This window comes from Pseudomonas fluorescens (assembly GCF_001307155.1).
Lineage (GTDB): Bacteria > Pseudomonadota > Gammaproteobacteria > Pseudomonadales > Pseudomonadaceae > Aquipseudomonas > Aquipseudomonas helvetica.
On the sequence record NZ_CP012830.1, the window covers coordinates 3,338,449 to 3,352,781 of the forward strand.

Below are 14,333 nucleotides of genomic sequence, written 5' to 3' on the forward strand. Positions count from 1 at the left end.
GCTAACCTTTGGCCAAAAAAATAAATCTGTCCCCTGTCCCCTATTTTTTGCGTATTACGGGCTAACGGCATTACTGTTGGCGCGGACATAGTAATTATCAAACTCGCCGCTCTCGACAAATACGAAGCCATGTCGAGTGTAGAAACGATTTGAAGCGCTTTCCTTGAGTGCGCCAACCTTAATAGGACGCCCGATTTCATCAGCCTCTCTGAAAATCCGAGTGAGAACTTCAGAACCTATCCCTAATCCTTGAACACGAGGTATGACATACAAGTGGTCAAGTAGAAGCTCGCTCAGATGGTTTTTTATGACGACAAAACCGACCAGATCACCTGATACCACTATGCGGCGTGTGCTGTTAACGTCGAACCCACTAAGAAATCGTTCACGCGCACGATTAGGATCAAATCGCCCGAGCCGCTCAAGGCTTTCGCGCATAGCCTCAATCCGAATGGCTACCAGATCCTCCAAGTCACTATTTGACGCTGGGCATAAAACGACAGCGGATTTTTGATCAGAGGAAGCTGGCATAACGAGCGCTCTAAATATGGCCAGTGAGTGATTATGGAGAACAGAAGTCGCATAACCAAGGAATGAGGAGGGTTATGAATTTTCTCAGTCGTATCAAAACTCCAAATTTATAAACGGCAGCTTTGTGGTTCATGGAGGAATGTCCACTAGTGGCTGTTTTCTGCCGATCATGGTTACAAAGCGTGCTGGTCAAATCCGACGGAGTCGGTGGTCAGAACGAATGAAAATGACAGGTCAGGTCGAACGCAAACGGGTGCTCAAGTGTCAGGAAACAATGGCGGGAGCGATGCAGCATGGTGTTCGCTGAACTGAGCCTCAGAACAGGTTGATCGGCACGTTGGCGACGATGCGGAACTCGTCGTAACTGCCGTCAATCTGCCCGCCGCTGGCGAGGTGGTTGTAGACGATGGTGCGCAGCACCGAGTTTTTGAGTTTTCCGGACTGGATGATATAGCCCAGCATCAAACCGTTTTCGCTGTGTTTGGCGTCGTCCAGGCCGCGTACGTTGTAGCCGGTATTGCGGCCGTAGCGGTCGCCGTCGTAGTGGGTACCGTCGATGTCCCAGCCTTTGGCGTGCCACAGGCTGGCGGTGAGACCAGGGACTCCGTAGGTCGTGAAGTCCAGGTCGTAGCGCAGTTGCCAGGACTTTTCGTTGGGGCCGTTGTAGTCCGCGTATAACGAGTTGGCCATGTAGTTGCCAGTGGATTCCCACACATAGTCAAAGTACTCGTTGCCGAATATTTGCTGCCAGGCAAGCGTCAGGCTATGGGCCTGGTGAGTGGTGGTGAAGGCCAGGCTGGCGGCGTTGTTGTCGATGTAGCCGAGGTTCTTCTTGCCTGAATCACTGGTGTGGTAGTAGTTGAAGGCAGTCTTGAGGGCCAGATTATCCTGGTCGCCCATGCGGTGTGTAACGCCGACGTAGGTCTGGTCCCACATGTCTTCGAAACGCGAGGCGTAGACGCTGGCTTCCAGTCCATAACCCGGTTTGACCGTGGCCCCCAGGTAGCTGATGCGCGCGCCACTGTAGGCGCGGTTGCCGAAGGTGGTGGTCAGCTTTTCGGCGCCGGTGCCGGTGCGCGGAATCGCCCGTTCGAAGCTGCCGCCCTGTATCGACAGCCAGTCGAGTTCGTTGCTGAGCAGGCCCACGCCCTGGAAGCTGGAGGGCAGGGCGCGGTTGTCCTTGTAGCGCAGGATCGGATTGTCGGTCATTAGCCGGCCGGCCTTGAGCTCGGTGTTGGACAGGCGAACACGCACATCACCTATACCTAGGCGACTCCATGTGGGAATCGCATCGCCGTCGCCGTCCACCAGCACCCGGTCGCCGCCGTTGGCCACCTTTCCGTGGCCGCGCTCCAGGTTTACGGCACTGAAGATCCCTGCATCCATGCCGACGCCGATCAGGCCCTGGGTATAGCCGGAGCTGTACTTGAGCATGCTCGCCTGCACCCAGGTTTCGCGAATACGGGTGGGCTCGATGCCGTCGGGTTTCTTGATGCTCAGGTGAGTGGTGCGTTTGGTGTGCTGGTTGGAATAGTAGTGACGCAAGTTCAGGTCCAGGGTACTGCCTTCCAGAAAGCCTGGCGCGTTAACCTGGGCCTGCTCTTGGGGGAATGGCTGAGCGAAAGCCTGGGTGCCGGATGCCAAAGTGACGGCCAGCAAAAGACGTGGATACATGGTAAATCCCATACAAATCAGATGTAAGGCAACCGTCCCGGGAAGGCCCCGGGGCGCATTTATCAGTGGACCTGGGCTTCTGCAAGCCGGGTTTCGCGGGCGGGGCGTTCGGGCAGCAACGGACGCGTTTCCTTGGCGAACCAGGCGGCGGTCAGGCACACAAGGTTAGCGATCAGCAGGTACCAGACTGGCGACATCGGGTCACCGGTGGTGCCGATCAGCCAGGTAATGATGATCTGCGCCGTACCGCCAAACGCTGCGACACCGAAGGCGTAGACGATGGAGAAACCGGTGGCGCGCACCGATTTCGGGAAGCTCTCCACCAGCAGGACGATCAACGCTGCGCCGCTCATGCCATGCAGGCCCGAGAGTACCGCCAGGGTCAGCAGGAAGGTCGCCGAACTGGGGTGCTCGGTCATCAGTTGCAGGGCCGGGAACAGGATCAACAGCAACACCACTCGGGGCGTCATCAGGATCACCCGACGCCCAAAGCGGTCGCAGAGCATGCCACCGGCCACTGCGCACACAGCCATGGCGGCGCCGGCCACCAGGGTCGAGAGCATGGCAATGCTGGTGGGCAGCTTCAATTCGGTGAGGGCGAAGGTGGTCATGTAGTTCAGGAAATACTGGGTGATGGTGCTGCCGGAAAGAATCAGCAGCCCCAACACCAGAGCGCGCCGGTGTTTGCCGACTATTTCCCGTACCAGATCGCCGGTGCGGGTTTGTTCGGTGTGGCCGTGGAAGGTTTCAGCAAGATTGCGACGGATGTAGATACCGATCGGCAACACCAGCAGACCGAACACGAACGGTACACGCCAGCCCCAACTATTGAGGTCTTCCGGGGACAGGACTTTTGTCAGGGTGAACCCCACCAGCCCGGCTACCATCGCGGCGACGCCTTGGGCAACCACTTGCCAGCAGGCGTAGGTGCCGCGTTTGTGGGGGGGTGCCGCTTCAAGGATGTAGGTAGTGGCGGGGCCGGCTTCACCGCCCCAGGCCAGGCCCTGGATCATGCGGGTGACCACCAGCAGGATCGGCGCGGCGATGCCGATGGTCTCGTAGCCGGGCAATATCGCGATGCTGCCGGTGCCCACCGCCATCATCACCAGGGTCAAAAGCATCGCCGGTTTGCGCCCGACACGGTCGGCGTAGGCGCCGATCAGCACCGCACCCAGGGGCCGGACGATAAAGCCGGTGCCGAACGCGATGACCGATAGCATCAGACTGACGAAGGCACTGTCGGACGGGAAAAACGTGTGCCCGATCATCACCGCAAAAGTTGCGTATACACCAAAGTCGAAAAACTCCACGGCGTTACCCAGGACGACAGCGAAGATGCTTTTTTTGCCGGCGCCCGGCGTGGGTGTATCGCGTGCAGGATCGGGGCGGGTCAATGGTTGTACGGGCATTCCGTTGCCTTTCAGGTCGATAGCGCTCCGGCCGGGAAAGCCCGGAGCAACAAGGTGGGAGGGGCGTTCTTGAGGGGCCGAAGTCAGGCAGGACTCGGCCAGCAGTGGATTGCGCCACGCCAGTTTTCGTAGGTTTTGGCGATTTGCAGCAGCCATTGATCGGCAAAGCGCGGGGCGATCATCTGCAGCCCGATGGGCATACCGTCGGCGGCGAAACCGCAATTGATCGACAGCGCCGGTTGTTCACCCATGTTCCAGGGCACAGTGAACACGATGTGTTCGAACGGTTGCTGCGGGTCATTGCTCGGTGACGGCCAGTCGGCCGCAAAGGCGTTGATCTGGTTGGTGGGAGAGAGCACCAGGTCGAATGTGTCGAACAACTGCGCGGCGCGGCGGCGCATTTCGAAGGTCTGGTTGAAGCCCCGTACGGCTTCCACGCCGGTGATATCGGCGCCTGGGGCGGCCCAGTCGCGGATATACGGCAAGACTCTGTCGAATTGCTCGCTGCTCAAGGCCGACAGCTCAGCCCATTGGCGAGCGCGCCAGAACTGGTCGAGGCCGTCGAGCTGGGCGCGGTCCATGATCGGTGCAATCACTGTGACCTTGGCACCGTGGGCTTCGAACAGCCGCGCTGCTTGCTCCACGGCGTTACAGACGAAAGCTTCAGGTGCGAGGCCGGCACCGGGTTCGAGCATCAGGCCGACACGCAGGCCCTTTACCGACAGCGGCTGATTGCTCCATGGCGTGGTGAGCGGTGGCAGGCTGGTAGCGTCGCGCGAATCGGGGCGGGCCAGGTGTTGCATCAACAACACGCAATCATCGACCGTGCGGGTCATCGGGCCGGCCGTGCGGCCGGTGTAATACGGGTCGATGGGGATGCGCCCCAGTGTCGGCTTGAAGCCGACCAGCCCGCACCAAGCCGCGGGCAGTCGCACCGATCCGCCGATGTCAGTGCCGACGTGCAGAGGCCCGTAACCGGCAGCTGCAGCAGCGGCGGCCCCGGCACTCGATCCACCCGGGTTGTTGGCTGTGTTCCAGGGGTTGCGGGTGATGCCGTGGAAGCTGGAAAGGCCCGAAGAGAGCATGCCGAAATCCGGAACGGTGGTCTTGGCCAGGATGATTGCCCCGGCTTCACGCAAGCGCGCGGCGGGCGGTGCATCCTTCAGCGCAGGCGTCAGGCGGGTGGCGGCGCTACCCAGCGGGATGGGCTGGCCCTCGGTGGCGATCAGTTCCTTGAGGGTCACCGGCACACCGTCGAGGGCGCCGTTGGGTTGGCCTTTGTTCCAGCGTTCGGTGGAGGCTTGGGCCTGCTGACGCACTTGTTGCGGGTCGAAGGCGTAGAGCGCATTGATCTGCGGCTCCCAGCGGTCGATGTGGGTCAGGAGCTGGTCGTAATAGTCGATGGGAGTGAGTTGCCGGCTGGCGAATCGGGCCAGCAGTTCGGCGGCCGTAAGGGTGTGCAGGTCACTCATCATTCTCTTCCTTGGAATGGGCCGGCGGGTTGCAATGGGGGCGACTATATACACCCCGCCGTGCATCGGCCAACACCTGTTCAGCAAAAGCGGTGGGGCATTTCTGTTCAGACCTTTGTTTTTTGGCGCCGGGAGCGACGTCGAGGATTTGCCAGGTTATTGGCCAGCGTCGGTTGCCAACAGTTCAAGCCATTGCTGTGCCGCTACCGACAGCTGTGCGTTTTTGCGCCAGATTACGACGAGTTGCCACTGCAGTTCGGCGCATTCGAGCGGGACGATTTCCACACCTGGCGGGATATGGTGTTGAGCCAATAGCCTGGGCAATACCATCAGGCCTGCATTCGCGGCCACTAATGACAGGCAAAAAGCCAGGTTGTCGCTCTTGGCTGCCTGTAGGCGACTGACGTCCAGAGCAGGGCAACAGAGCTTGATACGGTGATTGAGGATAGAGGCGCCCTGCAGCTGTACCCATGGGTGATGCGCCAAATCTGGCAGAGTCAGTCGATGGCGGCTGGCGAGTGGGTGGCGAGGCGGCAGGACGACAACGAGTGGCTCCTCACAAATCGGCAGCCAAGCCAGGTCGTCGCCCTCTGGTCGCAGACTGATAGCCAGCTCTATCTCGCCCTTGCGAACGGCCTCTTCCAGGGCTTGGCCTCCTTGTTCACACAATTGGAGTTCCACTTGGGGAAAGCGTCGCCGAAACTCGGTCAACACGACCGCTATATGATCGGTACTGCCTAAAGGGGGTAACCCCAGCCGAAGGACGCCGGTGACGAGGCTATTGAGCAGGTTTACGTCGGTCAGCATTTGCTTGCTGCGGTTCAGTAATCCTTTGGCATGGCGGAATACCACTTCACCCGACGGGGTCAAGCGTGACGGCACGCCTGGACGGCTGCGAACCAATAGCGTCGTACCCAGTTCTTCTTCGAGTAATTGAACGGCTTTGCTAAGTGCCGATTGGGTGACGTGAATAGTGTGGGATGCCCTCGAGAAGCTTCCATGCTCAGTCACTTCCACGAAATAGCGCAAGTTCTTCAGGTCCATCTTGTATTCCATTTCCGCATAGAGTTTATAAAAATTGTTCACTCACTCCGGTTGGAGAAATGCTTCTACTATCGCCCCGCCAAAAACGTCCGGATGCCAAGACGGGGAACATCAAATCAGTAGTAGAGGCCAACCTTGTTCAGTGATTGTATTCGGCTTGATCAGACGCTGGTTGAATCTGCACAGCGCTATCCACAGAGGCCCGCGCTACAAGCGGAAGATGCGTCATTCAGCTATCAACAACTGAACGAAACGGTTAATAAGTTATGCGAGTTGATGCGTGCGGAAGGCGTGCAGGCCGGTGATCGAGTAGGCATCTATATTGCGAAGAGCGCAGCCGCTGTTGTGGCTATTTATGCCGCATTAAGGCTGGGGGCATTAGTCGCTCCGATGGATGTCAAGGACCCCGCGGAACGGGGTGCACGGATGTTGGCCAACGCCGACCTGGATTTTTTATTGGCTACCCCTGCAAGCCAGGCAGCAGCCTCCAGGGTGGTTTCCATTCATGGTCAGTCTGGCGACGCTCGCGCAGTGGGCGATCTATGGCTGTTCCCCTTGCGAGGACAACCACGTCGACATGCCGGGTGCGAGGGTGGCTATGTTTTGTTTACATCAGGCAGTACCGGCGTGCCCAAGGGTGTATGCCTATCGCATGCCAACGTCCTGCATTTTGCTGCCTGGGCGGCACGCGCAATTGCTCTGGACTGTGAAGACCGTGTTGGATCACAAGCGGCACTCACCTTCGATCTGACGACCTTCGATCTGTTCTCGACCGCACTGGCCGGCGCCTGTCTTTGCCTGTTGCCAGACTATCTCAAGACTTTTCCTCGCGATGTGACGCGCTGGCTGGGTGAGCAGTGTATCTCAGTGTTCTACGCAGTACCCACCTTGTACCAGATGCTGCTACAGCAGGGCGGGATTGAGCAAGCGAGGCCGTCTGCACTACGCGCCGCGTTGTACGCGGGTGAACCGTTCCCGCCACAACTGCTTAAGCGCTATCTGACTGCATTCCCCGACTTGCCGTTCTACAACCTGTATGGGCCTACGGAAACCAATGTGTGCACCGCAGAACAGGTGAGCCTGGCGAGTATCGAGACGGTTTTGCCGTCGATCGGTTGGGCGATTGATGGAGTGGAAGTCGACATCATCGGTGACGACGGTCGCGCAGCGTCGGAGGGTGAGATTTTCGTTGCAGGGCCGACGGTATTCGCTGGTTATCTGGTTGATGGCATCTGTCGCGATGCCCGCCGTGCAGTGTACTTCCGCGATGGAGTGGAAAGGTTGGCCTATGGCACGGGGGATATCGGGTATCAGGCGGCGGATGGTCGCTTTCATCTGCAAGGTCGACGAGACCATCAGGTGAAGCGTCGCGGCCACCGCATTGATCTTCTGGACATAGAAAGTGCGGTATTGGCCTTGCCAGGTGTTGAAACTGCCGCCGTTGTAGCTCGCCATGGCACAGCGCCTGACTGTGAGATCTGGGTACACGTGGTGAGTGCAAGTACAGGGCGGGATGAGATTGTTCGCGGCTTGAGCGGAACATTACCGAAGAGGATGCAACCGGATGGAGTTCGTATGGCGCGAAAGCTGCCAACGACTGCCAACGGCAAAATAGATCGACATGCTTTGAGCCTGTTGAGTTTAAACATGGAAGAGATAAGTCATGAAGAACATTGAAACGCTGTGCGCGCTGATTCATTCGAATCTGCTGACTCAATATCAAGGTGCAGACCTTAATGTGGTACCGGATACGGCGCTATTGGAGGAAGGCTGGCTGGACTCTCTCACGATCATATCCATTGTCGCCGACGTTGAGAAAAAGTTCGAAATAGCGTTCCCCGAAAACAAAGTTGTCGCGGCTTCATTTCGCACGCCGGCCGCACTATGGGCCGTCATTGAGGCCAGCCTGGTCGAGCTCGCTTGAGTCTGTGCCGATAACAGAGAGGGCGAGTGATGCTGTTCGCAGACGAAGACAAGTTAGTTGAACAAGCGATGCAGGAGAGTTGCATCCAGGGGCAGGCTTTGTTGCCTGAGCTGGAAGGCAAAACGTTCCGCGAGCAATGGTTGCTGGCAGCGGCGACAGGGCTGCTGCGCACCTCCAATAGCACCGTGACAAACAAGCTCGCGATGGTGGAAGGATTGGGCATGAGCGGTCTGAGTCCTGCCCTTTGCTATGCGCTGGCTTCACAGTTGTTCGGTATGCAATTGCCTATGCAGCCCTGGCTGAATGCCGAACAGCGCAAACAACTGGCAGGCCTGGAAACCGGAGAGACGCTGTTGTGTCACGCGCTGACTGAAGTGCAGGGCGGTAGTGATCCGAAGTCGATGGAAACCGTGGCTGAACGTCAGGCGGACGGTAGTTATCGGTTGACGGGCGAGAAGCGCTTCATTACCGCCGCCCCGGTAGCCGATCACGCTTTGGTGTTCGTTCGTACCGGCAAGGGCCGATCACCATTCGATTTATCAGTCGCACTGGTTGACCTGTCGGATGCGGGCGTAGTGCGCAGTGAGCCGCTGGACAAGACCGCGTTGCCCGGCGTACCGATGGGGGTGTTGACCTTTGACGGTGTGCGGTTGGAAGAGCACAGCCTGTTGGGAGGCGAGGGGGCGGGTTTCTCTGTAATGACCGCGACCACGACCTGGGAACGAGCGCTGCTGATGGGGTATGCACTAGGCCCCATGCACAGGATGCTGGATCAGACGGTTGAGTGGAGCCGGGAGCGAATTCACTTCGGTAGATCCATGAGCTCCAGTCACCTGGTGGCGGGGCATGTGGCCGACATGAGCATGTACCTTTACCGTTCGCGAAAACTGCTCTACGGCATTGCGCGGCGCATCGATGCCGGGGTGACGATTCGTCAATTGAGCGGTGAGGCCGCGATGGTAAAGATTTCGGTTTCTGAAGACTTTACGCGGCTGTCGCAGTTGGCAGCCCAGTTAGGTGGTGTGCGTTCTTACATCGCCGATTCCGGTCGGGCGATCGATCTCATCAGCCCATTGGCGTCAATGACCTATGCGGGGGCGAACGATCTGCTACGTATCAGCGTGGCGCGCCAGGCTGGTTTGCCAGTCGAGAACTGAGCGCTCGCTAGAGTTTTTGAATCATATACATAAGGTCAACGCATATGGCTTTGCCACATCAAATCGATGAAATTCTCACGTTGGTGGATCGCATCGGTACACGGCTGGTCGACTTGGCTCCGTTGGTAGATAACCAACAATCGGATAGTAGCGAGAGCTATCAACTGATCAAGGAGTCTGGTCTGTTGGGCTTGCTGATCCCTCGCGAGGCTGGGGGGGCGGGTCTGAATTATCTGGAATATAGCCAGGTTCTGGCGCGACTTGCCCAGTATGACGCGGCAACTGCGCTGGGATTCAATATGCACAATGTGGCGCTTGGCTCGTTATGTGAGTCGGCGGGGAAATCGCTGTCAGCGGCTGCGGATGCCTTTCGCTCCTGGGTATTTGATGAGGTGATATCGCACAACAAGATGTTTGCATCTGCGACGTCAGAGCTGGGTAGTGGTGCGCGGTTGCGAGGTATCCAGACACATTACCGCCCGCATGAAGGCGGCTTCCTGCTCAATGGCAACAAGTCTTTCGTGTCGTTGGCAGGCGCTGCAGACTATATCGTAGTAACGGCAAAACCTGAGGGTAACGACAGCGACAGCGAAATCAGCCACTTCGTGGTCGGTCGCAATGACGAAGGTGTGCGTTACGGCCAAGTTTGGGACGGGTTTGCCATGAATGGTACCCAGACCGCCAGCATGACTTTTGAAAATGTACTTTTGACCCGCCAGCGTTTGTTTCTGGCAGTCGAAGGGATGTCTTTGTTCAAGCTGGTACGTGAGCCTCATTGGATGATTTCCGGTTATACCGGTGTTTATCTTGGGATTGCTACCGCGTTGCTGCAACACATCACCGAGGCCGTGCGCTCCACGCCTTCCCAACTCGAATCCAGCGCGATCCATCAGGAAGTAGGCCGGCTATCGGCTGAGTTGCAAGCGGGTCGAGCGTTGCTGAATGAGGCCGGCACACTCATCGTGCAACGGCGCGGAACGATAGAGGCGAATGCCGCTGTGCATGCTGCCAAGTACTTCATCGGTGAGCTTGCGCCGAAGATGGCAATGGCGGCGGTCAAGATTTGTGGTGCGAGCACATTGAATCGTAGCCGACCGCTGGAACGATTCCTGCGCGAATCGTTCTTTTGCAGTGTTATGCCGGCCAAGCCAATGGACTGTCTGGAGTACTTAGGCAAGGCCCAACTGGGGGTTAATCTGTTCGATGCACGACAGATTAACTGGTAGTGACTCATGCGAGTTCCAACCCAATTCAGACGCGCCGCCTGGCTCAGCACTTATCTGTTGTTGGTGGTGATGATGGTGGGGACCTTGCCGACACCGTTGTATCCGCTCTATGCCACGCAATTAGGCTTGTCTCCATTTGTGGTGACGTTGGTATTCGCGTCCTACGCACTCGCCATCCTGTTCAAACTGATGGTGTTTGGTCGATTGTCTGATTTGTTGGGCAGACGCGCAGTGCTGGGGCTCGGGCTCGGGCTGACATTTGCCAGTCTGTTGAGTTTTTTGCTCTGGCCCACGTTAGCCGGTTTGTTCGTCGGGCGAATATTGTCCGGGATGGCAGTAGGGTTGATGGTGGGGGCCACGACTGCCTATCTGAGCGAGTTGCTGAGTAATCGGTCACTCGCGGCACTGATCTCCAGCTTGAGCAACATGAGCGGTCTGGGGCTTGGGGCGTTACTGTCTGGCTGGGTGGCAGAGAGTGCCGCGCAGCCGCTCCATGCCAGTTATATCGCGCTGCTGTTCATGCTGTTGCCGGGTTTGCTGTTGCCATGGCTACCCGAAACAGTGATCTACGGAGGTACTCGCCCACCGTTGCGATTGCAGCGATTGAGGATACCGAGTGAGATGCGGCAAGCCTTTATGGCCGTGGCAATGTCGGTGTTGTGCGGCTTTAGCTTTCTTGGCTTGTTCGCCGCACTGGCTGGTCGTTTCCTCGCAATTGGATTGCATCACAGTGGCCTTCTGTTGAGCGGAGGCATTGTCTTTTTGACTTTCTGCAGTGCTGCAATCGGCCAGTTGCTGGTGTTGCGATTGTCGCCCCGTCGAGTCGTTCCCGTTGGTGTCTGGCTGCTGCCCTTGGCTTTGGCCTGTGTCTGGCTGGCCTTTCATTTTGCATCCTTGTCCTTGTTCCTGGGGGGAGCGGTCTTGGGAGGGATGGGGGCGGGCATGGTGCTGCGCGCAGGTCTGGGACTGGTGACGATGTTGTCTCCTGCCGATCGTATTGCGGAGGTCAGTTCAGGCTTTTTCGTCGCGGCCTATTTGGGGTTGATTGTGCCCGTGGTCGGGGTGGGTTTGCTTTTGTCCGTATGGGATATGTCTTCAACCATTGGCCTGTTCGGCGCACTGGTGACGATATTGGTGATTTTCAGCAGCCGTGCGGTTTTGGGGCTTGGCCCGGCACCCGGTTTGCCTATCGCAGTAGGGGGTGAATGATGGCGACGATCTCGCTGAATGGCGGAGAAATTGATTATTTGCTGATCGACGGTGAGTCAGATCTTCCTCCGCTTGTACTGCTGCATGAGGGACTCGGTTGCATTGCGATGTGGCGACGTTTCCCTTATCGACTGGCAGCAATGACCGGACGCCGAGTGCTCACTTATAGCCGCTATGGTTACGGTCACTCGTCTCGAGCGGATTTGCCACGTCGTTCTGACTATATGCACGTGGAGGCGCAGCAGGTATTGCCTGAACTGCTGGAAAAACTGCAGCTTCGCAATCCAGTGCTGGTGGGGCATAGCGATGGCGCGTCTATCGCGCTGCTCCATGCGAGCAAATTCCCTGTTGCGGGGCTGGTGCTGTTTGCTCCACATGTTTTCGTCGAATCCATCACCTTGAGCGGCATCGACGCCGCGCGAAATTCGTTCCTGGCCGGGAACCTGGAACGACAACTCGCTCTGTTTCATCCCGATCCCAAAGCAGTCTTCGAGGGGTGGAGCAGTGTCTGGAGGTCCGATCATTTTCTTGACTGGAATATTGAGCAGTGCCTGGCCGATATCCGTTGCCCTGTCTTGTTGTTGCAGGGAGATCGGGACGAGTACGGAACGCTGGCGCAGCTGAGCGCGATTCAACGCAAGATACCCGCAGTGGTCACCCAGCATTGCCTGATCGATTGCGGACACTCGCCGCATCTTGATCAGACCGCCCACACACTTGATCTGATAGTCGAATTCTTCGACCAGATGACGGGCGTATCGCCCAGAGCCGAATTGGCGTCCGCGTCGATTTAAGAGGTCCTTCCTTCAACGCTATTTTCGCGAGGAGCTAACTTCATGAGTACCGCAATCAGTGAAACCCGCCGTCTAACCGTACCCGACATCAGGGCTTGCAAGGGCAACCGCAAGATCGTGTCGTTGACCGCGCACAATCGATCGCTCGCTGAAATCGTTGACGAATTTGTCGACGTTATCCTGATGGGGGATTCGACCGCGATGGTTGCCTACGGGCAGCCCAACACACTGGATTTCACTTTGGATCAGACGATCCAACACAGTCGCGCGGTAGTGCGTGCTACACGTCGCGCGTGTGTGGTGGCTGATCTGCCGTTCGCCTCCTATCAGGAGTCGCCGGCTCAGGCTTTCCGCAGTGCAGCGCGGTTGATGAAGGAAGCGAATGTCGCAGCGGTAAAAGTGGAAGGTAATGCGGCCATGGCGCCCACCGTGCAGTTTCTGGTGGAGCGGGGCATTCCAGTGATGGCGCATATCGGGTTGATGCCCCAGTTCGTCAACACCATGGGTGGGTTCAAAGCCCAAGGTATGGATGAGCAATCGGCAGACTCTATCTGTGAGGCAGCCATGGCGATGGAATCAGCAGGGGCCTTTTGCATCGTGCTGGAGGGGGTAGCAGAGCCGCTGGCCCGAGAGTTGACCGAGGTACTGCGCGTGCCGACGATCGGAATCGGGGCCTCGCCCGCGTGCGATGGCCAGGTGCTGGTGATCGAAGATATCCTGGGTCTTGGTGGTGAGTTCGTACCGCGTTTCGCTAAACGTTATGTCGATGCCCATGCTGTTATCCGCGATGCAGTGGGGCAGTACGCATCGGATGTCCGCAATGGCTGCTTTCCTGAACTCTCGCACTGCTTTGGAGTGAAACGCTGACATTAATGCTGCTTGACTCGGAGTGCTCGGCAAGCGTTCGAGCTACCTCCCCTCTTGAAACTCAGACCTTAAGGGGATTGCGCGCAGACTGATAGAGGAAGTCTATGCACAAGCAGGGTCGCTTCAGCTTCGCTGCGGCTGACGAACGCGCCGGCATCCATTTCCCGCTCTATCATGGTCGCCCGGGGTTTTGCTTCGAGCTGGGTATTGAATGTGTGTGTCTGTTGGGGTCAACCTTTACGTCTGATTTGGGCGTGCCATTGGTGGGGGCCTTTCTTTCTAAACCTCGCCATCGCTTTTCGCACGGTACCAAAAATGTGCCATTAACTTTTTCAGGAACGCCCATGGACGCTGCCAAACCCGCTCTGATTCGCGAGACCTTTCCCGTTGGGCCGTTGCAGTGCAACTGCACGATCATCGGTGATCCGATCACCAAGAAGGCCATCGTTGTCGATCCGGGTGGCAATCATGAGTTGATTCTGGCGCGGCTCGAGGCGTTGGGGTTGAAGGTGGTGAGCATCATTCATACACACGCGCACCTGGATCACTTCCTTGCGTCGGGCCAGTTGAAAGAGAAAACCGGCGCGACGTTGCACCTGCATAAAGAGGATCAGTTCCTTTGGGACAATCTGGAGATGCAGTGCCAGATGTTCAGGGTGCCATACACGCCGGTGCCATCGCCGGATCGTTGGTTGGCCGATGATGAAGAGCTTGCCTGCGGTTGTGGCGTGGCATTGCACACGCCGGGTCATACACCGGGTTCCATGAGCTTTTGGTTTTCTGAGGCTAAGCTGCTGATTGCCGGCGACACGCTGTTTCGTCGCGGGGTAGGGCGTACGGACTTGTGGGGCGGTGATCAGGCGACCATCGTGCGTTCGATCAAGCAGCGTTTGTACACCCTTGATGAAGAGGCGACAGTCATCACCGGACACGGTCCCGATACTCGTCTGGGCGATGAAATGCGTGAAAATCCTTTTGTGCGGGCCTGATTTTCCGGGCTGCGTAATGGCCTGATGGAATTTTTGC

At 57.6% G+C, this 14,333-nt stretch carries 13 protein-coding genes; 8 read left to right on the forward strand and 5 right to left on the reverse strand.

Annotated elements, in window-relative coordinates:
* Positions 1-54 precede the first annotated feature (54 nt).
* From AO353_RS15100 to AO353_RS15120, 5 genes are all read right to left on the reverse strand, one after another.
* Positions 55-531, reverse strand: coding sequence for a GNAT family N-acetyltransferase (locus AO353_RS15100; protein ID WP_054595677.1), 477 nt, complete (start codon positions 529-531; stop codon positions 55-57).
* A 315-nt stretch (positions 532-846) separates the two neighbouring features.
* A complete protein-coding gene (locus AO353_RS15105; RefSeq protein WP_054595678.1) occupies positions 847-2,205 on the reverse strand; it encodes an OprD family outer membrane porin in 1,359 nt (452 codons plus the stop codon).
* 62 nt (positions 2,206-2,267) lie between these two features.
* Positions 2,268-3,614 (reverse strand): citrate-proton symporter, encoded by a 1,347-nt coding sequence (locus tag AO353_RS15110; RefSeq protein ID WP_054595679.1) that lies wholly within the window; start codon positions 3,612-3,614, stop codon positions 2,268-2,270.
* An 83-nt stretch (positions 3,615-3,697) separates the two neighbouring features.
* Entirely contained in the window at positions 3,698-5,086 is a 1,389-nt protein-coding gene (locus AO353_RS15115; protein ID WP_054595680.1) for an amidase, read from the reverse strand.
* 156 nt (positions 5,087-5,242) lie between these two features.
* The gene (locus tag AO353_RS15120; protein ID WP_146016070.1) at positions 5,243-6,172 is read right to left on the reverse strand and encodes a LysR family transcriptional regulator; all 930 of its coding nucleotides are present in this window, start codon (positions 6,170-6,172) and stop codon (positions 5,243-5,245) included.
* A 93-nt stretch (positions 6,173-6,265) separates the two neighbouring features.
* On the opposite strand from AO353_RS15120, the gene AO353_RS15125 reads away from it, so the two are divergent.
* The 8 genes from AO353_RS15125 to AO353_RS15160 all read left to right on the forward strand — a co-directional run bounded on the left by AO353_RS15125 (position 6,266) and on the right by AO353_RS15160 (position 14,296).
* Positions 6,266-7,807: an AMP-binding protein gene (locus AO353_RS15125; protein ID WP_054595682.1), complete on the forward strand. Its 1,542-nt coding sequence runs from the start codon at positions 6,266-6,268 to the stop codon at positions 7,805-7,807.
* A complete protein-coding gene (locus tag AO353_RS15130; protein WP_054595683.1) occupies positions 7,794-8,054 on the forward strand; it encodes an acyl carrier protein in 261 nt (86 codons plus the stop codon). Before AO353_RS15125 ends, AO353_RS15130 begins: the two co-directional genes overlap by 14 nt.
* A gap of 29 nt (positions 8,055-8,083) precedes the next feature.
* Positions 8,084-9,211 carry an acyl-CoA dehydrogenase family protein gene (locus tag AO353_RS15135; protein WP_054595684.1) on the forward strand — a complete coding sequence of 376 codons (1,128 nt, stop codon included), beginning with the start codon at positions 8,084-8,086 and terminating at the stop codon, positions 9,209-9,211.
* 44 nt (positions 9,212-9,255) lie between these two features.
* Positions 9,256-10,437 (forward strand): acyl-CoA dehydrogenase family protein, encoded by a 1,182-nt coding sequence (locus AO353_RS15140; RefSeq protein ID WP_081013737.1) that lies wholly within the window; start codon positions 9,256-9,258, stop codon positions 10,435-10,437.
* Positions 10,438-10,443: 6 nt separating this feature from the next.
* Entirely contained in the window at positions 10,444-11,646 is a 1,203-nt protein-coding gene (locus AO353_RS15145; RefSeq protein ID WP_054595685.1) for an MFS transporter, read from the forward strand.
* The gene (locus AO353_RS15150; protein WP_102667285.1) at positions 11,643-12,440 is read left to right on the forward strand and encodes an alpha/beta fold hydrolase; all 798 of its coding nucleotides are present in this window, start codon (positions 11,643-11,645) and stop codon (positions 12,438-12,440) included. The genes AO353_RS15145 and AO353_RS15150 overlap by 4 nt, the downstream gene beginning before the upstream one ends.
* Positions 12,441-12,482: 42 nt before the next feature.
* Entirely contained in the window at positions 12,483-13,307 is an 825-nt protein-coding gene (gene panB, locus AO353_RS15155) for a 3-methyl-2-oxobutanoate hydroxymethyltransferase (protein WP_054595686.1), read from the forward strand.
* Between the two features lie 344 nt (positions 13,308-13,651).
* Positions 13,652-14,296, forward strand: coding sequence for an MBL fold metallo-hydrolase (locus AO353_RS15160; protein WP_054595687.1), 645 nt, complete (start codon positions 13,652-13,654; stop codon positions 14,294-14,296).
* Positions 14,297-14,333 lie beyond the last annotated feature (37 nt).

Coding starts and splice junctions, on each gene's coding strand:
- AO353_RS15110 (WP_054595679.1), bottom strand. CDS start 3,614: ATGCCCGTACAACCATTGACCCGCCCCGATCCTGCACGCGATACACCC.
- AO353_RS15150 (WP_102667285.1), top strand. CDS start 11,643: ATGATGGCGACGATCTCGCTGAATGGCGGAGAAATTGATTATTTGCTG.
- AO353_RS15130 (WP_054595683.1), top strand. CDS start 7,794: ATGAAGAACATTGAAACGCTGTGCGCGCTGATTCATTCGAATCTGCTG.
- AO353_RS15160 (WP_054595687.1), top strand. CDS start 13,652: ATGGACGCTGCCAAACCCGCTCTGATTCGCGAGACCTTTCCCGTTGGG.
- AO353_RS15140 (WP_081013737.1), top strand. CDS start 9,256: ATGGCTTTGCCACATCAAATCGATGAAATTCTCACGTTGGTGGATCGC.
- AO353_RS15135 (WP_054595684.1), top strand. CDS start 8,084: ATGCTGTTCGCAGACGAAGACAAGTTAGTTGAACAAGCGATGCAGGAG.
- AO353_RS15115 (WP_054595680.1), bottom strand. CDS start 5,086: ATGAGTGACCTGCACACCCTTACGGCCGCCGAACTGCTGGCCCGATTC.
- AO353_RS15100 (WP_054595677.1), bottom strand. CDS start 531: ATGCCAGCTTCCTCTGATCAAAAATCCGCTGTCGTTTTATGCCCAGCG.
- AO353_RS15145 (WP_054595685.1), top strand. CDS start 10,444: ATGCGAGTTCCAACCCAATTCAGACGCGCCGCCTGGCTCAGCACTTAT.
- AO353_RS15105 (WP_054595678.1), bottom strand. CDS start 2,205: ATGTATCCACGTCTTTTGCTGGCCGTCACTTTGGCATCCGGCACCCAG.
- panB (WP_054595686.1), top strand. CDS start 12,483: ATGAGTACCGCAATCAGTGAAACCCGCCGTCTAACCGTACCCGACATC.